This is a genomic window from Bradyrhizobium sp. 170, from assembly GCF_023101085.1.
Taxonomy (GTDB): Bacteria; Pseudomonadota; Alphaproteobacteria; order Rhizobiales; family Xanthobacteraceae; genus Bradyrhizobium.
The window spans coordinates 3,163,412-3,187,797 of record NZ_CP064703.1 but is presented as its reverse complement, the minus strand read 5'-3'; the positions used below and the strand labels follow the sequence as shown (position 1 = coordinate 3,187,797).

At 63.8% G+C, this 24,386-nt stretch carries 21 protein-coding genes; 11 read left to right on the top strand and 10 right to left on the bottom strand.

What is annotated here, in order from left to right:
• Positions 1-110: 110 nt before the first annotated feature.
• On the top strand, positions 111-545 hold the full coding sequence (locus IVB05_RS14840) for a cupin domain-containing protein (RefSeq protein WP_247786696.1): 435 nt from the start codon (positions 111-113) through the stop codon (positions 543-545).
• 122 nt (positions 546-667) lie between these two features.
• Positions 668-1,894 carry an MFS transporter gene (locus tag IVB05_RS14835; protein WP_247785090.1) on the top strand — a complete coding sequence of 409 codons (1,227 nt, stop codon included), beginning with the start codon at positions 668-670 and terminating at the stop codon, positions 1,892-1,894.
• On the opposite strand, the gene IVB05_RS14830 is transcribed toward IVB05_RS14835, so the two are convergent.
• From IVB05_RS14830 to IVB05_RS14815, 4 genes are all read right to left on the bottom strand, one after another.
• Positions 1,866-3,095, bottom strand: coding sequence for an MFS transporter (locus IVB05_RS14830; protein WP_247785089.1), 1,230 nt, complete (start codon positions 3,093-3,095; stop codon positions 1,866-1,868). The two genes, IVB05_RS14835 and IVB05_RS14830, sit on opposite strands and share 29 nt — an antisense overlap.
• A 147-nt stretch (positions 3,096-3,242) precedes the next feature.
• Positions 3,243-3,746, bottom strand: a complete 504-nt coding sequence (locus tag IVB05_RS14825; protein ID WP_247785088.1) for a PRC-barrel domain-containing protein — start codon at positions 3,744-3,746, stop codon at positions 3,243-3,245.
• 38 nt (positions 3,747-3,784) lie between these two features.
• Positions 3,785-5,983 (bottom strand): amylo-alpha-1,6-glucosidase, encoded by a 2,199-nt coding sequence (locus IVB05_RS14820; RefSeq protein ID WP_247785087.1) that lies wholly within the window; start codon positions 5,981-5,983, stop codon positions 3,785-3,787.
• A 66-nt stretch (positions 5,984-6,049) separates the two neighbouring features.
• On the bottom strand, positions 6,050-7,813 hold the full coding sequence (locus IVB05_RS14815) for an ABC transporter ATP-binding protein (protein WP_247785086.1): 1,764 nt from the start codon (positions 7,811-7,813) through the stop codon (positions 6,050-6,052).
• A gap of 303 nt (positions 7,814-8,116) precedes the next feature.
• Here IVB05_RS14815 and IVB05_RS14810 point away from each other — a divergent pair, with 303 nt between their 5' ends.
• Positions 8,117-9,187 carry a glycosyltransferase family 4 protein gene (locus IVB05_RS14810; RefSeq protein ID WP_247785085.1) on the top strand — a complete coding sequence of 357 codons (1,071 nt, stop codon included), beginning with the start codon at positions 8,117-8,119 and terminating at the stop codon, positions 9,185-9,187.
• A gap of 96 nt (positions 9,188-9,283) precedes the next feature.
• Here IVB05_RS14810 and IVB05_RS14805 read toward each other — a convergent pair whose 3' ends face one another.
• Genes IVB05_RS14805 through IVB05_RS14795 form a run of 3 tightly spaced genes read right to left on the bottom strand, consistent with a single transcriptional unit; the run spans position 9,284 to position 14,380 of the window.
• Complete coding sequence (locus IVB05_RS14805; RefSeq protein WP_247785084.1) at positions 9,284-11,230, bottom strand: alkyl sulfatase dimerization domain-containing protein; 1,947 nt, start codon at positions 11,228-11,230, stop codon at positions 9,284-9,286.
• A gap of 40 nt (positions 11,231-11,270) precedes the next feature.
• Positions 11,271-13,091 (bottom strand): NAD(P)/FAD-dependent oxidoreductase, encoded by a 1,821-nt coding sequence (locus tag IVB05_RS14800; protein WP_247785083.1) that lies wholly within the window; start codon positions 13,089-13,091, stop codon positions 11,271-11,273.
• Between the two features lie 47 nt (positions 13,092-13,138).
• Complete coding sequence (locus tag IVB05_RS14795; RefSeq protein ID WP_247785082.1) at positions 13,139-14,380, bottom strand: acyl-CoA dehydrogenase family protein; 1,242 nt, start codon at positions 14,378-14,380, stop codon at positions 13,139-13,141.
• Positions 14,381-14,482: 102 nt separating this feature from the next.
• Here IVB05_RS14795 and IVB05_RS14790 point away from each other — a divergent pair, with 102 nt between their 5' ends.
• Positions 14,483-15,295, top strand: coding sequence for an IclR family transcriptional regulator (locus tag IVB05_RS14790; RefSeq protein WP_247785081.1), 813 nt, complete (start codon positions 14,483-14,485; stop codon positions 15,293-15,295).
• 64 nt (positions 15,296-15,359) lie between these two features.
• Positions 15,360-16,346: a tripartite tricarboxylate transporter substrate-binding protein gene (locus tag IVB05_RS14785; protein ID WP_247785080.1), complete on the top strand. Its 987-nt coding sequence runs from the start codon at positions 15,360-15,362 to the stop codon at positions 16,344-16,346.
• A gap of 31 nt (positions 16,347-16,377) precedes the next feature.
• Here the strand turns inward: IVB05_RS14785 and IVB05_RS14780 are convergent, their stop codons facing one another.
• Both IVB05_RS14780 and IVB05_RS14775 read right to left on the bottom strand, forming a co-directional pair.
• Positions 16,378-16,806, bottom strand: coding sequence for a DUF1772 domain-containing protein (locus IVB05_RS14780; RefSeq protein ID WP_247785079.1), 429 nt, complete (start codon positions 16,804-16,806; stop codon positions 16,378-16,380).
• A 149-nt stretch (positions 16,807-16,955) separates the two neighbouring features.
• A complete protein-coding gene (locus IVB05_RS14775) occupies positions 16,956-17,960 on the bottom strand; it encodes an ABC transporter substrate-binding protein (RefSeq protein WP_247785078.1) in 1,005 nt (334 codons plus the stop codon).
• Positions 17,961-18,059: 99 nt separating this feature from the next.
• On the opposite strand from IVB05_RS14775, the gene IVB05_RS14770 reads away from it, so the two are divergent.
• The 6 genes from IVB05_RS14770 to IVB05_RS14745 all read left to right on the top strand — a co-directional run bounded on the left by IVB05_RS14770 (position 18,060) and on the right by IVB05_RS14745 (position 23,272).
• On the top strand, positions 18,060-18,707 hold the full coding sequence (locus IVB05_RS14770) for a TetR/AcrR family transcriptional regulator (RefSeq protein WP_247785077.1): 648 nt from the start codon (positions 18,060-18,062) through the stop codon (positions 18,705-18,707).
• Between the two features lie 89 nt (positions 18,708-18,796).
• Positions 18,797-19,567, top strand: a complete 771-nt coding sequence (locus tag IVB05_RS14765) for an ABC transporter permease (RefSeq protein WP_247785076.1) — start codon at positions 18,797-18,799, stop codon at positions 19,565-19,567.
• Positions 19,568-19,580: 13 nt separating this feature from the next.
• Positions 19,581-20,618: an NAD(P)-dependent oxidoreductase gene (locus IVB05_RS14760; protein ID WP_247785075.1), complete on the top strand. Its 1,038-nt coding sequence runs from the start codon at positions 19,581-19,583 to the stop codon at positions 20,616-20,618.
• Positions 20,605-21,429, top strand: a complete 825-nt coding sequence (locus tag IVB05_RS14755) for a GNAT family N-acetyltransferase (protein WP_247785074.1) — start codon at positions 20,605-20,607, stop codon at positions 21,427-21,429. The genes IVB05_RS14760 and IVB05_RS14755 overlap by 14 nt, the downstream gene beginning before the upstream one ends.
• An 11-nt stretch (positions 21,430-21,440) precedes the next feature.
• The gene (locus tag IVB05_RS14750) at positions 21,441-22,496 is read left to right on the top strand and encodes a dihydrodipicolinate synthase family protein (protein ID WP_247785073.1); all 1,056 of its coding nucleotides are present in this window, start codon (positions 21,441-21,443) and stop codon (positions 22,494-22,496) included.
• Positions 22,484-23,272, top strand: a complete 789-nt coding sequence (locus IVB05_RS14745; RefSeq protein WP_247785072.1) for an ABC transporter ATP-binding protein — start codon at positions 22,484-22,486, stop codon at positions 23,270-23,272. Before IVB05_RS14750 ends, IVB05_RS14745 begins: the two co-directional genes overlap by 13 nt.
• Positions 23,273-23,277: 5 nt before the next feature.
• Here IVB05_RS14745 and IVB05_RS14740 read toward each other — a convergent pair whose 3' ends face one another.
• Positions 23,278-24,381 carry an ABC transporter ATP-binding protein gene (locus IVB05_RS14740; protein WP_247785071.1) on the bottom strand — a complete coding sequence of 368 codons (1,104 nt, stop codon included), beginning with the start codon at positions 24,379-24,381 and terminating at the stop codon, positions 23,278-23,280.
• Positions 24,382-24,386 lie beyond the last annotated feature (5 nt).

Genomic DNA, 24,386 nt, shown 5'->3' with positions numbered 1-24,386 from the left:
GGCCAAATTATTCCGGGGCCAAGGCATAAGACAGAAACAGAGGAGACTACGACATGGTCATATCAAGCATTAAGTCATGCACAATCTGGCAAGGCCTCGCACTCGCCGGAATGATCGCAGGTTCAGTTGCAACCACTACGACCGCCATCGCCGGCGAATGCCCGGCCGGCAAGATGCAGCCCAACGTCCGCCCAATGGTCGACACCAAGCCGGTCGGCGTCACCGACGTCACGCTTGGCGCGATTAACCTCGAGAAACAGCCGGCCAATATCAGGGATCGCGAACTGCGCTTTCGCAAGCTGACGATCGAGCCCGGCGGCATCGTGCCCTGGCACAGCCATGACGACCGTCCCGCGCTGATCTACATCCAGCAAGGCGAGATCGTCGAATACGCCAGCAACTGCGCGGAGCCGATCGTGCACAAGGCCGGCGAGATCAGGCCGGAGGTCGCCGGCACCTCGCACTGGTGGAAGAACCTCGGCAAGGAGACCGTCATTCTCTATGTCGGCGATATCCGCAAGGATCCGCACGACAACCACATGTAAGGAGCTGTAACGAGCGCCACCCGACGTCTCGTTTCCGGATGTGACGGCCTGGGATCCCGCGTGTCGCCCCACACGCCCAGGCGTCACATCCTTCTTTCTCATGAGTAACATTGAGAAGCACCATGACCGGCATCTCCACGCAAATGAAATCGGAAGCGATGGAAATGCATGGTCATTCACCCGGCGTGGTGTTGCGGTCCCTCGTCATCGGCCTTACGGCGTACCTGACCGTGGTCGATCTGTTTGCCACGCAGGCGATCCTTCCCTCGCTGACCCGGTATTACAATGTAACCCCCGCCGCGATGGGCTTTGCAGTCAATGCCAGCACCATGGGCATGGCGGTCGCGGGGCTCGTGGTCGGCTTCCTGAGCCCGCATATCGACCGCCGGTTCGGCATCCTCCTGAGCCTGGTTCTGCTCGCGATCCCTACCGCGCTGCTAGCCAGCGCCCCCGACCTAACCGTATTCACGATCCTGCGCATCGCGCAGGGCCTCTGCATGGCCTCGGCGTTCGCGCTGACGCTGGCCTATCTCGGCGAGCAATGCAATCAGATGGACGCGGGCGGCGCGTTCGCGGCCTATATCACCGGCAACGTCGCCAGCAATCTGATCGGACGGCTGGTGTCGGCCGCCGTCGTCGATACGCTCGGGCTGGCCTCGAACTTCTACTTCTTCGCGCTGCTCAATCTTGCCGGCGCGGTGCTGGTCTACTTCACCATCCAGCGCGTCAAGCCGATGCATGCGATGCCGACGGTGCAATCGCCGTTCGCTGCGACGCTCGATCATTGGCGCAATCCGGCGCTGCGCTCGGCCTTTGCCATCGGCTTCTGCATTCTGTTCGCCTTTATCGGCACCTTCACCTTCGTGAATTTCGTGCTGGTGCGCGCGCCGCTGTCGCTCGGGCGGATGGATCTCGGCTTTGTCTATTTCGTGTTCGCGCCATCCGTGGTCACCACACTGTTCGCCGGCAAGGCGGTGGCGCGCTTCGGCACGCGGCCTGCGATCTGGGGCGCGCTCGCGGTCGCCGCTTTGGGCCTGCCGCTGCTGCTGTCTTCGCATCTGCCCGAGGTTCTGACCGGCATGGTGCTGGTCGGCGTTGGCACGTTCTTCGCGCAGGCCTGCGCCACCGGCTTCGTAGGCCAAGCCGCCAGCGACAACCGCGGCATTGCCAGCGGAACCTATCTTGCCTGCTATTTCCTCGGTGGCCTCGTCGGCAGCGCCGTGCTGGGCCAGTTGTTCGACCGCCTCGGATGGACCGCCTGCGTCGCCGGCGTCGGCGTGTCACTGGCCATCGCAGCGCTACTGACCGCGCGCCTCGCGCTCACTCGGTCCGCCGGGTCTCCGGCATGAACAGCCAGATCACCGTCAGGCCAAGGGTTGCGATCCCCGCGAGCCCGATGAAGGCGATGCTGCTGCCGAAGGTGTCGCTGACATAGCCCGCCAGCACCGTGCTGAGCGACGCGCCGACGCCGGTCGCGGTCCCGACGACGCCTTGCGCCAGATTGAAGTGGCCGCTTCCGAAGGCGACATCGGCCACGATCAGCGGCACCATCACGCTGAGCACCGCCGCGGTGATGCCGTCGAAGATCTGCACCGCGACCAGAAGGTAGGGATCGCTGACCACCGAAAACAGCAGGCCGCGGACCGCCAATGCACCGAACGCAAGCAGCAGCAGCGGCCGCCTGCCCCAAGCTTGCGCCTTGCGACCGACCGACGGCGAGGTCAATGCGACGATGGCTTGCGGTACGATGATGCAAGCCGCGATCAGCACCGGCGCCCATTGGCTCGACCGCGTGGTGACCACGCCGGCCATCAGCGGCAGCATCGCCGCATTGGCGACATGAAACAGCAGCACGCCACCCGCAAAAATCAGCAGCGGGCGCTGGCGCAGCAGATGGAAAACGCTGGTGGCCTCTTTATCAGGAACCTCGCGCACGACGGCGCCGTGGCTTTGAGCTACGTCGATCTCCTGCCCGCGAATCCGGGCAAGCGCCATCAATGTCGGGATAGCGAGAAGCGCGGTGACAAAAAACACCGCCTGGTTTGACAACAGGTAACCGGTCGCGCCCATCAGCGCCGCCGCCGAGCCGTTGCCCAGCGATGCGAAGCGGGCGTTGCGCCCAAGCCGCTCCCCGATCGCGTACGGCCCGACCAGACCGAGACTGATCGCCGCAATCGCCGGACCCAGCACGCAACTCGCCAGCGCATGCAGCGTCGCCGCGGCAGTTACCACTGGAAAAATCGGCCATAACGCATAGGCCAGCGCGGCACAGCCTATGGTGGCGACCGCCAGCCCCGCCGTCAGCCGCTCGGAACGCGCGGCATCGACGATAGCGCCGCCCGGCATCTGGCCAAGCAGGCCGATGATACCGCCGATCGACAGCACGAATCCGATCTCGACCTGCGTCCATTTCTGCGTGGTCAGATAGACCGCAATGAACGGACCGAAGCCGGTCTGGACGTCGGCGAGAAAGAAGATGAACCAGTCGAGGCCGCGCTGGCTTTCGCGCGACGGCTTTGGCCTGCCGCCGGGCGCAGACGGCAGCGGCACAACATTGCCTCCACCGGCGGATCGCCCATGGCGATCGTCGTCAATCCGCTCAATCGATTGGGATGGACGTGCGACCAGGGCCACGTCTCCTTCTCATTTGCGCATGATCTTCCCGGAAAACCGGTATCCACTTTTCCGGATCATGCGCTAGTGATCGAAATCCCACGGCTGCAAACGGCCGGCCGCACCGAGAACGATGACCGGCGCGTCCTCCTTGTATTCTGGCGCCGCCGCCACCTGGGCCTTGGTCAGCTCGAGCGTGATGCTGTCACGCTTGTTGGCAACGCGCCAAAAACCCAGCGCGCCCCAGTCGACGACGATCTTCCGGCTGCCGACGCCGAGAAAACCACCGAAATCGATCACCGCGGCGCGCACGTTGCCCTCGCGATCCACGATCACATCGACGATGCGCCCCATGTCTTCGTTCGCCGCGCTGCGAACATCGCGGCCGAGGATGCCGTGGGCATCCCTGGCGCCGATCACGGTCACCGACGGCGGAGGCGCAGGCTCTTTCGCGGTGTCCTGCGGCTTTACGGCGTCCTGCGGCGCGGTGCGGCTGCCCTGCGTCGCGCCGGGGTCCTCCGCCGCAGACGCCGGCGGGCCGCCGGCCAATCCAGCGAGCAGAACCAGAATGAGAATACCGATGCGCATGTGGCCCTCCTGAGTGTTGCACGAGCCGCGCATGGCTCCTAATGCGTCAATACGATCGACACCTGAATCTGGCCGCGAGTTCGCACCACCTCTAGCGATACTTCATCGCCGTGGCGGCGAACCCTCAAATCGACGCTGGAAGGTCCGAGCCGCAGATCGCGCAACAGCACCTCGTTGAGGAATTCCGGCAGGCGCGGATCGCGAAGACGGATCTCGCCGCGCGCGGCATCGAATTCGAGACCGAGCGCCGCTTCCAGCAGGCTGAACGGCGTCGCGCTGGCCCAGGCCTGCGGCGCGCAGGCGACGGGATAGAGCACCGGCCCGCGCCGCCGCTCGCGCTGGAATCCGCAGAACAGTTCCGGCAGCCGCCGCAGGTCCATGTAGCTCGCGGCATCGAACAGTCCCTTGAACAAATGCGCCACCGAATGCTTCAGGCCGTAGCGGGCGAAGCCGAGCGCGATCAGCGCATTGTCGTGCGGCCAGATCGATCCGTCGTGATAGGACATCGGGTTGTAACGGGCTTCGCCGCGCGCAACGGTGCGGATGCCCCATCCCGAAAAGAATTTCTGGCTCATCAGATCGGCCGCGACCCGTCGCGCACGATCGGTCCGGACGATGCCGGTGAAGAGAAGCTGGCCGGCATTCGACGTTCGCACCTTGCACGACCGCTTGGCGCCGTCGAGCGCTACGGCGTAGGTGCCGAGTTCCTCGCACCAGAACGCCGCCTCGAAGCGCTCAGCAAGGAGCAGCGCCGCGGATTCGAGCTGCGCCGCCCGATCGATCAATCCCAGGCGCCGGGCGCACCGCGCCGCCAGCCGCTTGCCGGCAAAGACATATCCCTGAACCTCCGCCAGCGCGATATAGCCTTCGGCGAGTTGCCCATCGGCATGAAAGATCGCGTCGAAGGAATCCTTCCAGCCCTGGTTGGCAAGCCCCTGTTCGGTCGCGCGCTGGTACTCGACGAATCCGTCCTTGTCGGGATCGCCGGGGCCGTCGATCCATTGCAACGCCGCCTCGATCGCCGGCCACAGCTCGGTGAGCGTTTCGTCGTCGCCGGTGCGTTCGACATAAAGGCCGGCCAGCAGGACGAACAGCGAGGTCGAATCGACGCTGCCGTAATACTGCGCGAACGGCACCTCGCGCAGCGCCGCCATCTCGCCGCCGCGCATCTCGTGCAGGATCTTGCCGGGCTCGGCGTCGGCGAGCGGATCTGTGGTCTTGGCCTGGAAGAACGCGAGCCGCCGCAGCACGCCCTGGGCAATGCGCGGATCGATCCACAGCATCTGCAGCGCGGTGATCAATCCGTCGCGGCCGAACGTGGTCGAATACCAGGGAATCCCCGCATAGGGGTACCGCCCCTGCGGCGTTTCGGTCATCAGCATGTTGAGGTCGGCCATCGCCTGGCACAGCACCTCGTTGAAAATATCGTTCGACGTCTCGATGCTGGACGCGCCGCTCGTCAGGCGCCGCATCTCGCGACGATGCGCCAACAGGCCGCGGAAGAATGGCACCGGCTTCTGCATGATCGGCTTGTTGCAGGATACCGCGACGAACAATGCGGTCACTTCCTTCGGCTCCAGCTCGAAATGAAAGGTCGCCGAGTGGGTAGCGAGCCGGGTCGGCCGCGGCTCGAAATGCAGGGCGGTAATGCGGACCTGACCGTCGAGCCCGCTATATTCCAGCACGACGTCGGCGGGGCCGAGCAACCGGCTGGAACCTATTCCCCGGCGCGGCCGGCGCTCGCCGCGCACCTCGAACAAATCGGCGAAATCATTGTCGAACAGCAGCGTCAGGTCGAAGCTCGCCGGCAGGTCGCCGTGATTTTGCAGGGCGATGCGCTGGTAGGCCGTGCCGCGCCACAGGAAAATCGAGCGTACGATATGCAGCGTGTCCTTCTGCAGCACCAGCCTGCCGTTGCGGTAAACGTCGGAATTGGTGAGGTCGACGGTCAGCGCCGAATTGTCGTCGCGCAGATTGGAGCCGAGCAACAGCGGCTGGACCTCGTCGAGCACCATCTCCAGCCGGGCGAGATAGCGCGTATCGGCATTGAACAGGCCGTCGGGCCCGCCGGCAGAGGCGCCGATATCGCCATGGCTGTCCAGGACGATGAAGGTGTCGTCGTGCTTGAGCGAGCGGCGCTGCCGCGTCGCCGGGCCCGTCATCGGGATGTAGAACGGCGATTCCGCGACGTGCTCGGCAGCCTCGATGGTGATCAATTGCGTGACTTCGGCTGTCATCTGGACCTCAAGCGATTTCCTTGCGCGGTGATGGACGCATCGGGACGCAAACGCTACTGCCGCAGATCAGGCCGCATGGGTCGCGAGACGGCCCAGTTCGCGCGCGACCAGTTCGCGATAGGGGCCCCTTCCCTGCACGAGAATATCCGGCGGTCCGTCCTCGATGATCCGCCCGCCCTGCAGCACCACGACGCGGTCGAAATTGCGCAAGGTGGCGAGGCGATGGGCGATGGCAATTACGGTGCGTCCGCGCATCAGCCGCGACAACGCCTCGCGGATCGCCTCTTCGGATTCGCTGTCGAGCGCAGCGGTCGCTTCATCCAGCAACAGGATCGGCGCATCCTTCAGGAAGGCGCGCGCGATGGCGATGCGCTGCCGTTGGCCGCCGGAGACCTTGATACCGCGATCGCCGACCATGGTCGCCATGCCCTCGGGAAGATTCTCGATGAAATCGCAACGCGCCGCGATCGCCGCGCGAAGGACCTCGTCGTCGGTCGCGTTCGGCCGTCCGTAGCGGATGTTTTCCATGATCGAGCGGTGGAACAGCGAGATGTCCTGCGGCACCACCGAGATCGCCTCGCGCAGGCTCTGCTGCGTCACCCGCGAAATGTCCTGGCCGTCGATGGTGACGCTGCCGCGCTGGATGTCGTAGAACCGCTGCAGCAGCGCGAACAGGCTGGATTTTCCACCGCCGGAATGACCGACCAGTCCGACCCGCTGGCCCGGTTGAATGCGCAGGTTGAACTTTTCGAACACCTGAACGCCGCCGGGATAGTGGAACGCGACGTTGTTGAAGGCTACGGCGGCGCCACTGCGGACCAGCGGCTCGGCCTCGGGGTGATCCTTCAACTCGTGCGGCAGCAACAAGGTCGCGATCGCTTCGGTCAGGCGGGCGACATGCTGGGTCACATCAACCAGCGCCACCGCAAGGTCGCGTGTCGCGCTCAGGATCGAAAGCCCGAGCGTGCAGACCAGCACGACGTCGCCGGTAGTCGCCCCGCCCTGCTGCCAGAGCGTGATAACCCACGCCAGCAGCGCGATCGTCAGCAGGATTGTCACGACGGCGTGAAGCAGCCGCAGCTTCTCGAGATAGCGCAGGCTGCGTCCACGGGCGTCGAGTTCACGCTCGACGGTGGCGTCGAAGCGGTCATGTTCGTAGCTGAGGCCGCAGAAGGCGCGGACCAGCGGCAGGTTGCTGATGACGTCGACCATCTCGCCGTCCACCGCAGCCGCCTTGTCGGCAAAATCGTCATGCAGCGGCTTGCCGGCCGCGGCGAGGTGGAACATCGCCATCAGCATGATACCTGCAATGATGATCAACCCCGCGGACATCGCCAGGCTGACGGTTCCGATCAGGAGTATCGCCGAAACGGTCGCGATGCACGGCGGCAACACGTTCCAGACGAACATGTTTTCAACGGTGAACACCGCGTTGGATGTCGCGGTGATGCGACTGGTCAGCATGCCCGGTAGCCGGTCGGAGAAATAGCTGGGGGCGTGACCGGTCAGATGGCGGAACATGTCGCGGCGGAGATCGCCGGTCACGCCGACGAAGGTGAAGCTCGCCGTCCAGCTTGCGACCCGCCACAGCAAATTATCTGCCGCGATCAGCGACATGAGAAAACCGAATGCCAGCCATACGCTGTTCGCGTGCGACGAACCGGCCGTCAGGCTGTCGACCAGATTCTTCACGCCGTATTGCGTGCCCACCGAGCAGGCAACCGCTGCAACGACGGCAGACACGATGACCACATGGGCCGCGCGACGCCGGCGCAGATAGCGCAGCACGAATGGAAACGGCCGTCGCACATATCCTGAAAGATTGTCCATGAGTTCCGCAAACCTGTTGAGAGTGAACGAGAATCCCTAACGCGTGTCGCACACGACGACGTGAAGAATGCCGCTTCGGGTTTCCGTGCGCATGGCCATCACTGCGCAACAATTCTGCAGCATCGAGACAGCTGTAACTGTGTTTGTGTCAAATGGCATCAGCAAGACAGTCGTGTGGAGGAAGCAAGATGTGCTGATCAAAGGAACTTCGCAGATGCGGGAACGTTCCCGCTACTGGCACGCCGGTGTCGATCGTGGGCTGAGGGCTTCGTTCAACCACCATTCAAAACAGGAGACGCAAATATGCGCATCGCGCAGGTCGCCCCGCTGACGGAGGCTGTACCCCCCAAATTGTACGGCGGCACCGAGCGGGTGGTGCACTGGCTGACCGAGGAACTTGTGGCATTGGGACACGAGGTCACATTGTTTGCCAGCGGAGATTCCCGCACCTCGGCGAAACTCGACGCAACATGGCCGAAAGCACTGCGTCTCGACGGCTCGGTGCGGGATCCCAACGCGCTGCATATGGTGATGCTGGAGCGCGTGCGGCGGAAATGCGACGATGAAGAGTTCGATTTTCTCCACTTTCATCTCGACTATTATCCATTCTCGCTGTTCTACCGGCAGCCGACGCCGTTCCTGACCACCCTGCATGGCAGGCTCGACCTGCCGGAGCATCAGCCGGTGTTCAGCACCTTCTCCAAGGTTCCGGTGATCTCGATCTCCAATGCGCAGCGGCGCCCGGTGCCGCAGGCCAACTGGGTGCGCACCATTCACCATGGGCTGCCGGAGAATTTGCTGACGCCGCAGCCGGTGCAGCCGTCCTATCTGGCGGTGCTCGGACGGATCGCACCGGAAAAGGGCGTGGATCGCGCCATCAGGATTGCCACACGATGCGGCATCCCGCTCAAGATCGCGGCCAAGGTCGACCGCGCCGACCAGGACTATTACGATGAGTTGATCTCACCGCTCATCAAGGCCAATCCGCTGGTCGAATATATCGGCGAGATCTCAGACCGCGAGAAATCCGATTTCCTCAGCGGCGCGATCGGTCTTCTGGTACCGATCGACTGGCCGGAGCCGTTCGGCCTCGTGATGATCGAAGCCATGGCCTGCGGCACGCCCGTGATTGCCTATAACCGCGGTTCGGTGCCGGAGATCATCGACCCCGGTCTCACCGGCTTCGTCGTGGAAGACGAGACCAGCGCGGTTGCCGTGGTCGACCGTCTTGCCGGACTGGACCGCGCCGCCATCCGCAAGCAATTCGAGGTCCGCTTCACCGCGCGTCGCATGGCGCTGGATTATCTCGCCGCCTATCGCGGCCTGATGGAGGAAGCGGAGCCGCGCATCAAGCTGGTGAGCAGCGCGGAGTAGAACCGCCGCGACCGTCATTGCGAGGAGCGAAGCGACGAAGCAATCCATGCCTCGGCAAGTGGAGGGATGGATTGCTTTGCTGCGCTCGCAATGACGTTAGGAGACCGCCGTCCGCTTCGGCTCGACGATCTCGAACATCCGCGGAAACTCGTCCATCAGCGCCATCAACTCGGCGAGCCGCATCGGATCGCCGCTGACCTTGATCTTGCCGGAGCCGACCGCTTCCGGAAACGTCGTCAGTTTGGCGATCACCTCGTCGAGCACGCCGCGCGGCAGCGTGAAGCTGGCGTCGGCGTCGGCCGCCTGCGCGCCAGCGGCATAAGTCAGCGCGCAATTTTCCAGATTGAGGATGAAGGTCTCATCGGTGTCGGTGAAATTCCAGTTCAGCACAATACGCTTGCCTTCGGCCTTGGGGCCGTTGAGGCGAACGCCGAGCACGTCCCATAGCTGTTCGGTGCGGAGCGCCGCCAGCGTTTCGCGCGGCATCGTCGAGCGTGGCGGCACCTTCGGCATGCCCTGCCGCAGCTCCTGCGCGCCGAACAGATAGGCGTTGCGCCACGTCGAGCTCTCCGAGGCGTAGCCGAGCTGCTCGAAGGTATCGGCCAGCATCGCGCGCGCCGCCTGGTTGTCGGGGTCGGCGAATACCAGATGGCTCACGGCTTGCGCGACGAAGCGGAATTCGCCCTTGGCAAAATCCTTCGTCGCCCGCGCGAGGATCGCATCCGCGCCACCCATATACTCGACATACTTCTTGCCTGATTCCACCGGCGGCAGCGGATCAAGATTGACCGGATTGGCGTCGTACCAGCCGAGATACTTTTGGTAGATCGCCTTCACATTGTGCCTGATATGCCCGTAGTAGCCGCGGCCGTGCCAGGCGCCCTCGAGGCTCGCCGGCAAGCGGATGGTTTCCGCGATTTCGGTCGCGGTGAGCCCGTGGTTCATCAGGCGGATGGTCTGGTCATGCGCGAATTTGTAGAGATCGCGCTGCTGGCGGATCATGGTGTCGATCCGCTCGTGGCCCCACACCGGCCAATGATGCTGACCGCACATCGCATCCGCCTTGCCGCCCCACATCTGCAGCGCCTCGCCGAGATATTTTGACCAGGCCAGCGCGTCGCGCACGTCGGCGCCGCGGAACGGCAGCAGGTTGTGGAAATTGTGCGTGCAGTTTTCCGCCAGGTTCAAAAGCTTGTAGCGCGGGATGAAGAAATGCATTTCCGCCGGCGCTTCGCTGTTCGGCGCCATCTGGAATTCGAATTCCACGCCGTCGATGGTTCGCTTGTCACCGGTCGCGATGATGAGATCGGTCGGACGCAGCAGCGCGACCGCCCCTGCCGCCATGGTCTTGCCGAGCCCGCAATCGACCTGCCCGCGTACGCCCTTCGCCAGCAACGGCCCGAACTGATACATCGCGCGGCGCAGCATCGCCGGACCCGCGATGATGTTTTCGGAGACCGCGTGCTCCATGAACAGATTGGGCGCGATGATCGGCACCTTGCCGCCGGCGAGCCTCTCGTCGTCGAGCACGCCGCGCGCGCCGCCCCAATGGTCGGTGTGAGTATGGGTGAAGATGACGGCACTGACCTGCCGCTTGCCGCGGTGCTGGAAGTAAAGCTCCATCGCGGCCCGCGCGCCCTCGATCGAGGTCAGCGTATCCACCACGATCACGCCGCTGTCACCCTCGATCAGCGTCATGTTGGCGATGTCGAGGCCCCGCACCTGGTAGACACCGGGCACCACCTCGAACAGGCCGTGGTGCATGTTGAGCCGCGACTGCCGCCACAGGCTGGGGTCAACCGTTGGCGGCGCTTGTTCCGCGGAGAGAAAGCCGTAGGGCTCCAGGCTCCAGACCACCCTGCCCTGTGGCGACGTGATTTTGGCGTTCTCCACGGTGCCGAGGAAGCCGCGCGCCGCGTCGTCGAAATCTCGGACGTCAGAGAATGGCAGCGCCTTCAGCGTCGCCGTGTGCTGCGCGATGACGGGCGCAGAAGCGTCCTTTGGAAATTCCTTAGGCGTTTCCGTCGTGGCTGGTTGGCTCATTGTTGTGTACTCCCTTGCGCAAACAAAATCGAAAACGACGTCAGCGAAACTGCAGCCCCTCGAACTGGCCGCTGCTGCGCCATCCGTCGATATACTTGAAGTAGGCCATCGCGCCTGCGGGATAGCCGACATTGAGCTTGGCCGCCGGACCCGGCTCGCGTCCTTCATTGTTGTAATAGCCGGGCGTGCAGTCGGGCGAGCCGATCATGAGGCCGGCGCCGGTCAACAGGAGTTCGACCCAGCGGTCCTCGGCTTCCCTGGTGACCTCGATCTCCTTGAAACCGTTCGCCTGCGCATGCCGGATCATCAGCGCAATCGTCTTCGCAGCCTCGGTCAGATTATGCGGGACGTTGGAGATGAGATTGGCGCCCTGCGTCGGCTGCACGAAGAACGCGTTCGGAAAGCCGTGGACGTGGATGCCGTGCTTGGTGCGCATGCCGGCGGCCCAGTGCTCCGATAGTTTGATGCCGCCACGGCCAGTCAGATCGAAGCCGGCGCGCCGCTTGTATTCGGTGCCGACCTCGAATCCCGAGGCGTAGATGATGCAGTCGAGCTTGTATTCCTTGCCCGCGACGACGACGCCGTTCTCGGTGATACGCTCGACGCCCTTACCGTCGGTATCGACGAGATGCGTGCCCGGCGTGTTGAAGGCTTGAAGATACGAGTCGTGGAAGCACGGCCGCTTGCAGAGCTGGCGATACCAGGCCTTGAGTTTTGCCGCCGTTTCGCGGTCGCTGACGATCGCATCGACCCGCGACCGGATTTCCTCCATCTTCTCGAAATCGGAATCCTCGAACGCCGCCAGCATGTTTCGCGGGATTCGCTGCTCGCGCGGCAGGTCCATGATCCTGGCGCGAATTCGCCGCGACAGATCGGTCCAGCCGTCCTGCACCAGATCTTCTTCCGCGGAGCCGCCGGCCTGGTTCGCGGTAAAATTCTCCAGCCAGCGCTGTTGCCAGCCTGATGTCGCGATCCCCTCAAACCATTTCGGATCGATCGGCGCGTTGGCTCTGACGTCGACAGAGGACGGCGTGCGCTGGAAGACATAGAGTTCCTTGCAGGCGCGCGCGAGATGCGGCACGCACTGCACGGATGTGGCGCCCGTGCCGATGATGCCGACGCGCTTGTCGGCCAGCTTCTCCATCGGCGCGCCCTTGGGATCGCCACCCGTGTAATCGTAATCCCAACGGCTGGTGTGGAACGAGTGCCCCTTGAAGGACTCGATACCTTCGATGCCGGGAAGTTTCGGCACATGCAGCGGTCCCGTGCCCATGCCGACGAACTGCGCGGTGAAGGCATCACCACGGTTGGTGCGGATGGTCCAGCGCGATTTTGCCTCGTCCCAGTCGAGGCTCACGACCTCGGTGTGGAAGAGCGCGTGTTCGTAGAGGCCATATTGCTTGCCGATGCGCTGGCAGTGCGCGAGAATCTCCGGCGCATGCGCATACTTCTCCGACGGCATGTGGCCGGTTTCTTCGAGCAGCGGCATGTAGACCATCGACGCGGTATCGCATTGCGCGCCCGGATACCTGTTCCAGTACCAGGTCCCGCCGAAGTCGCCGCCCTTCTCGATGATGCAGACATCCCTGATGCCGGCTTCGGACAAGCGCGCGGCGGTGGCGAGCCCGGCAAAGCCGCCGCCGATGAAGGCGAAGCTGACGTGGTCGGTCTTCTGATCGCGCGCGGTGACGGGCGTATAGGGATCGTCGAGATAATGCGCGAGCTGTCCTGCGACGCGGAGATACTGGTCATTGCCATCAGGGCGTAGCCGCTTGTTGCGCTCCTCGAGATATTTCTGGCGCAGCCGCTCCTTGTCGATCGCGGCGGCCTGCGAGGCCCGAGGTTGATCAGTGATCGTCATCCGAAGACGCCTTTCAAAAATTACGGACGTTTCTGTCTTACCACCGCTCAGGACGGATGTGCGGACAGGTACGGCGAGTTTGCGATCGACCAGGACGGCATCGGCTCCATGCGAAAGATCTGCCGCAGATGGACTTCATCGGGGCCGTCGCCGATGCGCAGCAGGCGCCCCCAGGCCAGCGCCTGATGGATCGGCGTATCGTCGGAGCCGCCCATCGCGCCGAACACCTGCATGGCACGGTCGGCGATCCGCTGCAGCATCGCGGGCACCGCCACCTTGATCAGCGAGACGTCGCGCCAGGCGTCCTGGTGGCCGGCCTGATCGAGCCGCCACGCACAGCGATAGGCCAACAACCGCGCCTGTTCGAGTTCGACGCGGGATTCCGCGATCCAGCGTTGCACGGTGTCGTACTGGATCACGGCGCGCCCGAAGGCGGAGCGCTCCGACGATCGGACCATCATCAGTTCGATCAAAAGCTCGCAGAGCCCGATCGAGCGCATGCAATGATGGATGCGGGCCGGCCCCAGCCGAATCTGCGCGACCTTGAAACCTTCGCCCTCGGCGCCGAGCAGGTTGGCCCGGGGTACGCGCACATTATCGAAAGCGAGTTCTCCGATCGGGGCGACGTGATCCTCACATCCCATCCAGCGCAGCCGCCGCACCAGGCGAACGCCCGGCGTATCCATCGGCACGATGATGCAGGAATGACGGCCGGTGCGGTCCGCGCCGGAATCGGTCACGCCCATCACGATCAGGAAGCTGCATCGCGGATGCGCCGCGCCGGTGATGAACCATTTCCGTCCGTTGATGATGTAGTCGTCGCCGTCGCGAACCATGCGCGTGGCGATGTTGGTGGCATCGGATGAAGCCACATCAGGTTCGGTCATGCCGAAGGCCGAGCGGGTTTTGGCCTCCAGCAGCGGCTGCAGCCAGCGCGCCTTCTGTTCAGAAGTGGCGCAATTCTGCAGCGCGATCATGTTGGGCACGTCGGGCGCCTGACAGTTGAAGACCTCAGGCGCCCAGAACAGCCGGCCCATGATTTCCGCCAGCGGCGCATATTCGAGATTGGAAAGGCGGGTGCCGGGCTCGTCGTCGGACAGTTCGGGAAGGCCGAGATTCCACAGCCCTGCTGCCCGTGCCTTGCGCTGCAAGTCCCCCATGAAGGGCGCAGCCTCGCCTTTGGCCGCATGATCGAGCCAGGCGCGATGGCGCGGCAACACTTCGGCGTCGAAGAACGCCTGAAGTTTCTCCCGCCACGCTTCCGATCGCCTGGAAAGATCGAAATCCATGCCGCCTCCCGCTTTTTCGGGAACCTAAGCGTATATCGACACGATATGCAAATTCATTTCGATATATTGACAGAACTGGGGAACCATGGCCAAATTTCGGTCATGGCAGCGATTTCCAGTATCGATCCTCCGAGGTCTCGGACGGCGGAGGATCAGGCCGATCCCTCCTTCGCGACCACGCTAGCGCATGGGCTCGACGTGCTGGCCGCGTTCCGCAACCGCAGCGGCTCGCTGTCGAACGCCGACCTCGCGCTGCATACCGGCCTGTCGCGGCCGACGGTGTCGCGGCTGACCTACACGCTGGCGCAGCTCGGCTATCTCAAGCGTGACGCCAAAGGACGCTTCCAGCTCGGGCTTGGTATTCTGGCCGCCGCCTATCCCGTGCTGTCGGCGCTGAAGGTGCGGCAACTCGCGCGGCCCCTGATGCGCGATTTCGCCGCCTACACCGGGGGCACGGTTTCCATCGCGATGCCGTTCGGCCTCGACTTCATCTACGTCGAGACGCTGCGCACCACCGACGCCGTGACGCATTTGCCGGATGTGGGCTTTGCCAGTTCGCTGGCGCCGACCGCCGTCGGCCGCGCGCTGCTGTCGCTGTTCACCAAAGAAGAGCTCGACGCCTATGTGGCTGATGTGAAGGCCGAGCGCCCGGAAGAAGCCGACTATGTGCAGGCACGGACGCTGCCGGATGTCGAGCTTTGCAAAGAACGCGGCTTTGCGATCTCGCTCGGCGAATGGCGGCGCGAAATCTTCGGCGTCGCCGCGCCGCTGTACCGCACGCCCTCGGGCGACTGCCTTTCCGTCAATTGCGGCATTCCCTCGTTTCGTTTCAACGCCGAACAGATCGAGCGCGAATGCGGACCGCGCATGCTGGGCCTGGCGCGCAGCATCCGCTCGCTGGTGGCCAACGACTGAATACCCCCGCTAGAGGGGCAGGCGCATCGCTCGAACGATGCGTAAAATATATGGGGAGGGACGAATGAGCCGGATCAAAACCGTACTGGGCTTCGCCGTGGGTTCTGCTTTGGGCGTGGCCATGCTGCTCGCCAATGCCGCACAGGCGCAGAGCAATTATCCGAACCGCCCGATCCGCATCATCGTGCCCTACCCCGCCGGCGGCATCGTCGACATCGTCGCGCGCGCCGTGACCGAACAGGTCGGCCGCGACTGGAAACAGACTGTCGTCGTCGAGGCAAGGCCGGGCGGCAACAGCAATATCGGCACGGCTTCAGTGGCGCGCAGCGAACCTGATGGTTACACCTGGCTCGTCACCGGCCCGGCCGCGCTGGTCAACCCGACGCTCTACAAGGACGCCGGCTGGGACGCGCTGAAGGACCTCAAATGCGTCGGCCTCGCCGTCTGGAATCAAAGCGTCGCGCTGGTTCACCCTTCGATGCCGGCCGGCACCATCAAGGAATTCGTCGAGATCGCGCGCAAGAAGCCGGGCGAACTCAATTTCGGCAATCCCGGAACTGGTTCCTCCATCGATCTGAGCGCGCAAAAGCTGTTTCAGGCCGCGAACATCAAGCTCACCAATGTCGGCTACAAGGGCCAGCCGCAGGCCCTGATCGACCTGATGACGAACCTGATGCATTTCGAGATCGTGTCGCTCGAACTGGCATTGCCGCACATCAAGGCAGGCAGCGTGAAGCCGCTGGCTGTCATGACGGACAAGCGTGTCGCCGACCTGCCTGATGTGCCGACGATTGCGGAAGCGGGATTTCCGGAAGCCACCTATGTACCGTGGTACGGCATTTATGTTCAGGTGGGAACGCCCGATGCCATCGTTGGCAAGATCAACGACGGCATCAACAAGGCGCTGCAGAATCCGGAGGTGCAGCGTCAGCTCGCGGTCGCCAACATCCCGGGCAAGCCGATGCCGCTTGCCGATCTGGCCACGCTGATGAAGGCGGATCACGAGAAGCTGACGAAGGTGATCGCGACCTCGGGCATGGCGCTGCAGTGACGCGGCCTGCAAGGCACGGTCGTCCCTGTCGCTAATTGAGTGCCCACAGGTAGGCCAGCGTCGCCGCGATCCCGAGCGCAGTTCTGACTGCGTGCAGGCCTCCCCACTTCACGATCAGCGCGCGTGATTGGGAGCCGGCGTCCTCCTCGGCAATCGCCTTCAACGCGCGGTTGGTCGGCATGATGCCAAATAGCGTATAGGGCCAGTTTGCGAGAATGAGCACCGCGCCGACGATCCATCGCCAATCGCGAGTCATCCAGGCGGCGATCAGGCCAAGCACGCCCGAAATGACCGCGCCACTCGCCTGCATCATAAGGCCGCGGTCGTAGCTTGGTTTCCACTGCTTCAGGAGGGCTCGGTCATCGAGGCCGAGACGCGCCGGCTGCTCGGCGAAATTGACGTAGAACGCGGCTCCGGCGAACGCGGCGGCGACAATCGTCGCAAGCTGTCCTGCAAGCATGACTCACTCCATACCGACTGTCATTGCGAGGAGCGAAGCGACGAAGCAATCCATGTCTCAGCAAGCGGAGAAATGGATTGCTTCGCGGAGCCTGTCATCCGGCGGCGCTACGCGCCGACCGGGTGGCTCGCAATGCCGGCTGTGCCTCCCTACTTCTTCACCTTGCTGGCATCCATCTTGATCGACGTATCGAGCATCTTGACCGAGAACGCGGTGTTCACATCGAACGGCTTTTCCATGCCGAGATAGGTTTGCACCAGCTCGTAGTCTTTCTTCATCCGCTCGGCGTCGATCCAGCCCAGCGCCTTGGTCGTTGTAAATTCGTCCGTCATCAGGAACTTGATGCGCTCCCATTGGCGCTGCTGGTTTTCCTTGTCGAGGCCGGAGGCCGCATCGAGCAGCGCCTTGAGACAGGGCGCGACGTCGGCGACGCAGGCGGCGTAGGCCTTCTGGCTGACTTTGACGAATTCCTCGACCAGTTTCGGGTTCTTCGCCAGATACGCGCCGTTGACGATCAGCGAGTTGCCGTAAGGGTTGAGCCCGATGTCCTTCCAGTTGACGTAGCCGAGATCGGCGCCGAACTCGATCACCTTGAGATCGTGCTCATTGTAGAAGTCGCTGATGATATCGACGGTGTGGCTCTTCAGCGCCGCGATCTTGGCGGTCGGGCCGACGTTGACGAAATTCACGGAGTCAGGCGCGATGCCGGCGGCCTTGGCAAAGGCCGGCCACATCACCCGCGAGGCGTCGCCCGGCGGATTGCCGATCTTGTGGTTCGGAAAGTCCTTCGGCCCGTTCACGCCGTAGCTCTTCAGCCAGTAGAAGGTCTGCCCGGTATTGGCGTAGATGCTCATCAGCGCCACCACGTCGGCGCCCTTGCTCTTGGCCACCAGCATGGTCGCGAGATCGGCGATGCCGAACGGCGAACCGCCGGAGCCGACCTTCAGCGAGGAGACGCCGGAGCCCTTGCCGACCTCGATCGTCAGGTCGATGCCGGCCTTCTCGAACCAGCCTTGCGCCTTGGCGTAATAGAACGGCGAATGATCCGCCGTCGGCGTCCAGTTCAGGATCAGGTTGACGGCCTCGGCGGCCCCGCAGGGCACAGCCGGTAGGGCTAGCGCAAGCGCCAATCCCGCAATTCTGAAAACCTTCATTGCACCCTCCTCGTTCTGCAACCCGATCTTGTCGCCGCGTTCCTGTGACGCTACCAATGCAACAAGGGACCAGACGACTTGTCAACTATTTGGTTGGAAATGCCCAAAAAACGCATCGACGATACCAAGCCGCAGCGGCGCGATCCGGCCGCAACCCGCAAGAAACTGCTGACGGCGGCGCGGCGGGAATTCGCCAGCAGCGGCCTTGCCGGGGCCCGGGTCGACGAGATCGCCGCGCGCGCGGGCGTCAACAAGCAGCTCGTCTATCACTATTTCGGCGACAAGGACGCGCTGTATCTGGCGGTACTTGAATGGGTCTACGAGGAGATCCGCGCCCAGGAGCGCAAGCTCAATCTCGAGGGATTGCCGCCCGAACAGGCGATCAAGAAGCTGATCGAGAGTTCCTTCGACCACCTCGCCGCGCATCCCGACTTCATCGTGCTGCTGAACGACGAGAACCGTGGCGGCGCCCGGCACGTGCGCGGCTCGCGCAAACTCGAGGCCATGCATTCACCGCTGGTCAGCCTGGTCTCGACCATTCTCGGCGAGGGCGTCAAGGCAGGCATATTCCGCAAGGGTATCAACCCCGTACACCTCTATATCTCGATTGCCGGCCTCAGCTATTTCTACTTTTCGAATACGCCGACCCTATCGGCGATCTTCGGCAAGGACCTGTCGAGCCGGGCCGCCCGGCAGGCCCGCCGCAGGCACGTGGTCGATCTGGTGATGCATTCGCTGCGCCCCTAATCAACCAGATGGTTGATTACCGGGAGAGGCCGCGATAGGATTGTCGCCACCCGGCCGGGAGCCGGACGCGGGGCCCAAGGGAGTGTGCGGTGTTCAGCGGTGACGGCGGATCGGCACGGTCTTTCGCGATCATCCTGATCGTGCATCTGGCCGTGATCGTACTGTGGCAGGTATTGGTCGACGCCTTCCAGGTGCCGAAATTCATCCTGCCCTCGCCGCTCGCGACCGTCGCGACGCTCGGCACGCCCGGCTATGCATGGCTTTCCAATCTCGCGGTGACGGCCGTCGAAATTCTCGGCGGGTTCTGCCTTGGCGCGCTGGTCGGCATCATGCTGGCGGTGATGTTCACCTGGTCGCCGCTGATAAGCCTGTTGCTGCTGCCGCTGTTCGTGACGCTGAACATGATTCCGAAGGTGGCGCTGGGTCCGCTGTTCATCGTCTGGTTCTCCTACGGCATCTTTCCGAATATCCTGATCGCGTTTTCCATCTGCTTCTTTCCGATCCTGCTCACGACTGCACGCGGGCTGAGCGAGGTGGAACCCGATTTGCTGGATCTCGTGAAATCGCTGCGCGGCTCGCGGTGGACGCTGTTCCGGAAAATCCAGTTGCCGGGCGCGCTACCTTATGTGTTTTCCGGAATGAAGGTCGGCGCGATCCTGGCGGTGGCCGGCGCGATCGTCGGCGAGTTCATCGCCTCCGAGCGAGGGCTCGGTTATCTCATGATCCAGGTGCAGTCCTCGCTCGATACGCCGGCGATGGTAATGGCCGTGGTGCTTCTGACGCTGCTGGGCGTGGCGTTGTATGGGCTCGTGCTCGGCCTGGAGCGGATGTTTGTCGTTCGCGACATCCGGTTGCAGTAACAAGGGAAGAAACATGCTGCTGACCCGCGACACCCTGCCGGCAACGATTGCCGATATCGCAGCCCTCGACGACTTGCTGTGCCGCCCGAGCCAGGCGCTGATCGACGATCTCCGCAGGGTCGACGGCGACATCATGATTTTAGGTGTTGCCGGCAAAATGGGCCCGACGCTGGCGGGCCTTGCCAAGGCCGCCGCGCCGGATCGCCGCGTCATCGGCGTCGCCCGATTCAGCGAGCCCGCCGTCAAGGACTGGCTTCAGGCCCGCGGTGTCGAGACCATCAGCTGCGACCTGCTCGACGAAGCCGCCATCAAGGCGTTGCCGAAGATTCCGAATATCGTCTTCATGGCCGGACGCAAGTTCGGCGCCGAGGGCGACCTTTCGCTGACCTGGGCGATGAACTCGCACGTCCCTGCGCTGGTCGCGCAGGCGTTTGCGAGTTCGCGCATCGTCGCATTCTCGACCGGCTGCGTCTATCCGTTCGTACCTGTTAGCGGCAAGGGCTCGGATGAGGACATGGCGCCCAATCCGCCCGGCGAGTACGCGCAATCCTGTGTCGGGCGCGAGCGCATATTCGAATATTTCTCGAAAAAGTATTCGACGCCCGGACGGCTGTTCCGGCTCAACTACGCGATCGACATGCGATACGGCGTGCTGCACGACATCGCCAGCAAGGTGCTGCAGGGCAAGCCGATCGACGTCAGCCTCGGCCATGTCAATTTCATCTGGCAGGGTGACGCTTCCGCGCAGGCGCTGCGCTGTCTGGCGCATTGCGATACGCCGACCTCGCCGATCAATGTCAGCGGCCACGAGATTCTTGCCGTGCGCGATCTTGCCGCGAAATTCGGCCAGCGTTTTGGCCGCGCGCCCGTGATCACCGGCAAGGAAGAACCGACGGCGTGGCTGACCGATACCTCGCAGGCGGTGAAACTGTTCGGCCTGCCGATTGTCGATACCGATCAGCTCATCAGTTGGACCGCCGACTGGGTGTCGCGATCGATGCCGAGCCTCGGCAAGCCCACCAAATACGAGGTGCGCGATGGCCGCTACTGAGCCTATCGACATCATCGAGCTCGGCGTTGACGACGCGCAGGCCGGGCTGGCGCTGTCCACTGAGGCAGGCTGGAACCAGAACGAGGCCGACTGGCGATTCTTCCTGAGCAAGGGAGCCGTGTTCGGCTTGCGTGATGGCGACCGGTTGGTCGCAAGCGCGGCACTGCTGCCCTACTCCGCGGGCAATGCCTGGATCAGCATGGTGCTGGTAACCACGGACTTTCGCCGCCGCGGCATTGCGACGAAGCTCGTTGATGCCTGCCTCGATCTGGCGACACGGCGCGGCCTGACGAGCTGGCTGGACGCGACCCCGGCCGGGGCCGCCGTCTACGGTCCGCTCGGCTTCACCCCCACGCTGCAATTGCGGCGGCTGCGGCTGCAAAAGCCGCAGGGCCCCACGGTCACACGGCCACTATCGGCCGGCAACCTCGACGCCTTGGCCGCACGCGATGGCAGCGCCATGGGATTCGACCGCAGCACTTTGCTGTCGGAATTCTCCGCGCGTCCGGGCTCTCGCATCGTGTCTGACGATCGAGCCATGGCCCTCGTCCGCAATGGACGCACCGCACGTCATATCGGTCCGCTGCTGGCCGATCGCGCCGATCAGGCGCTCGCGCTAGCGGATGCCATCGTCAACTCCGAGACCGGGCCCTGGCTGATCGACGCCGTTCATTCTCAGGAAGAGTTTCTGAACGGGCTTGTTCAGTTAGGTTGGAACATCGAGCGGCCGTTTCAGCGCATGCGCTTTGGCCGTCCCACCGCGCCGCCCGCGCAACTGCCGTTCGCCGTCGCCGGCCCGGAATTTGGATAGGAAGCGCCGTCATGCATCATAGCGAGATCAAAGCCGACGTTCGGAAGCTGATCGCCGACGGCACCGTGCTCCCGGCGCATCCGCTCGCGCTCGACGCCAACCGCAAGCTCGATATCAGGCATCAGCGGGCGCTAACGCGCTATTACCTCGACGCCGGCGCCGGCGGATTGGCCGTCGGCGTCCACACCACGCAATTCGCGATCCGTGACGTCGGCCTGTACCGGCCGGTGCTGGAGCTGGCGGCGGAGACCGCGGCTTCATGGACCAAGCGACCGGTCGCGATGGTCGCCGGGCTCGCCGGTCCGACCCGGCAAGCCATCGCGGAGGCGCAAACTGCACACGGCATCGGCTACCACGCCGGCCTGCTCAGCCTTGCTGCGATGAAATCGGCATCCGAGGACGAGATCATCGCGCATTGCGAGGCGGTGGCGCGCCAGATTCCGCTGGTCGGCTTCTACCTGCAGCCGGCGGTCGGCGGCGTCATCCTCAGCGCCGATTTCTGGCGCCGCTTCGCTTCCATCGACAACGTCATCGCCATCAAGATTGCGCCGTTCAACCGCTACCGGACGCTCGACGTGCTGCGCGGCGTAGCGGCGGCCGGCGCGCTCGACCGCGTCGCACTCTATACCGGCAATGACGATCACATCCTGCTCGATCTCATGTTGCCGTTCGACCTGCGCGACAACGGCGTTACCACCCGCGCCTACTTCAAGGGCGGCCTGCTCGGCCACTGGTCGGTATGGACCGCAAGCGCGATCAAGCAGTTCGAGATGTGCAAGGCCGCGCGCGGCAAGGACAGCGTGCCGGCTGAACTCCTGGCGCTCGACGCGCGCGTCACCGATTGCAACAGCGCGTTCTTCGATGTCGCCAACAACTTTCACGGCTGCATCGCCGGCTGTCATGAAATCCTGCGGCGGCAGGGGCTGATGCAGGGGCTCTGGTGTCTCGATCCCGCGGAGGGGCTCAGCCCCGGCCAGATGCAACAGATCGACCGCGTCTGCCGCGAGCACGCCGATCTCTCCGACGACGCCTTCGTAAAGGCCAATCTTCAGAAATGGCTGACATGAGCGTCGACGAGCCCTTCATCAGCCTGCAGAACGTCCGCAAGATCTATCGCTCCAAGGGCGCGGAATTCCTTGCCGTCTCCGACGTCACCATGGACGTGCAGGAAGGCGAGCTGGTTTCACTGGTCGGCCCCTCCGGCTGCGGCAAGACTACGGTGCTGAAGATCCTGGCCGGGCTGCATGACGCCGATGGCGGCACCATCAGAATCGGCAATGCGAAAACGCCGTTCGATCCCGCCCGCGATATCGGCATGGTGTTCCAGCAGGCGCTGCTGCTGAAATGGCGAACGATTCTCGATAACGTGCTGCTGCCGGCCGAAATCGTCGGCCTGCCGATGAAGGCCGCGCGAGCCCGCGCCCGTGACCTGCTCAACCTGGTCGGCCTCGCGGGCTACGAAGACAAATATCCGCAGCAATTATCCGGCGGCATGCAGCAGCGCACCGCGATCGCCCGCGCCTTCATCCATGACCCAAAACTGATCCTGATGGACGAGCCATTCGGCGCGCTCGACGCGCTCACCCGCGAACAGATGAACCTCGAAATGCTGCGGATCTGGCGCGAGAGCGGCAAGACCATCCTGTTCGTGACCCACTCGATCCAGGAAGCGGTGTTCCTCGCCTCGCATTGCGCCGTGCTGACAGCAGGACCAGCGCGGATGGCTGAATATTTCCCGATTGAACTGCCGTTCCCGCGAGACTTGCCGATCAAGACCACGGATGAATTCGGCGCCTATGCGCGGCGGATTTATGCGAGCCTGGGATTGAGCCCAAGCGCTTGAGCCCACTACTCATACGCCACAGGTCCGGTATCGCGATAGGCCCAGCAACTCTCCTTCGGCAGTGAAACCTTGGTCTCGACGCCCACCTGATGCCGGGCCGCGGTACCGAGCTCGACCACCTCCAGCCGCCGGCCGAACAGTTCGATACCGTAGGCCGTCTGCGTGCCCTGATAGCGGCGGTCGAGGACGCGGGCGGGAAAGATGTTGGCGCCGTTATGCTGGCCGATGGTGATGTTTTCCGGCCTGAGCGCGATGCGCACCTTTTCGTCCGGACCGAGCGGGTGGAGCAAGGCCACCTCGCCCCGTCGTCCCTCGCCAAAATCGACCGTGCCGAATTGGCCGTTGCGCGACACCAGCGTGCCGGCGAGCTCGTTGGTCGCGCCGGTGAAATTGGCGACGAAGAGATCCGCCGGACGGTTATAGATCGCGTCCGGCGTATCCATCTGCAACAGCTTACCGTCGCGCATCACGCCGATGCGGTCGCCGAGCACGACGGCTTCAGCCTGGTCGTGCGTGACATACAGCGCCGTCATCCCGGTCTGCTTGAGGATCACGCGAAGATCGTCGCGCAGCCGCAGGCGCAGCTTGGCGTCGAGGTTCGACAAGGGCTCGTCGAGCAGCAGCAACTGCGGCCGGTAGACGATGCTGCGCGCCAGCGCCACGCGCTGCATCTGGCCGCCTGACAATGCGACCACCGGCCGTTCGGCATATTCCGACAGCCCGACCAGTTCGAGCGCCTCGTCGACCTTGCGACGGGCGTCGGCGCGCGAAAGCTTTCGGTGCTTGAGCGGATAGACCACGTTCTGCCGCACCGTCATATGCGGCCACACCGCATAGGACTGAAACACCATGCCGAGGTCGCGCAACCGCGGCGGCACCAGAATGCCGCGCTCGGGCGACGAGACCACCCTGCCGGCGATGCTGATCTCGCCCGATGTCGGATGCTCCAGTCCGGCAACGCAGCGCAGCGTCGTGGTCTTGCCGCAGCCGGAGGGGCCGAGCAGGACCACGATCTCGCCGGCCGGCACGCCAAAACTGACGCCGTCGATCGCCGGCCGGCCGATCGCAAACTGCTTGCGCAGGTCGGTGACGTCGAGGGTTGCCGTCATCGGTT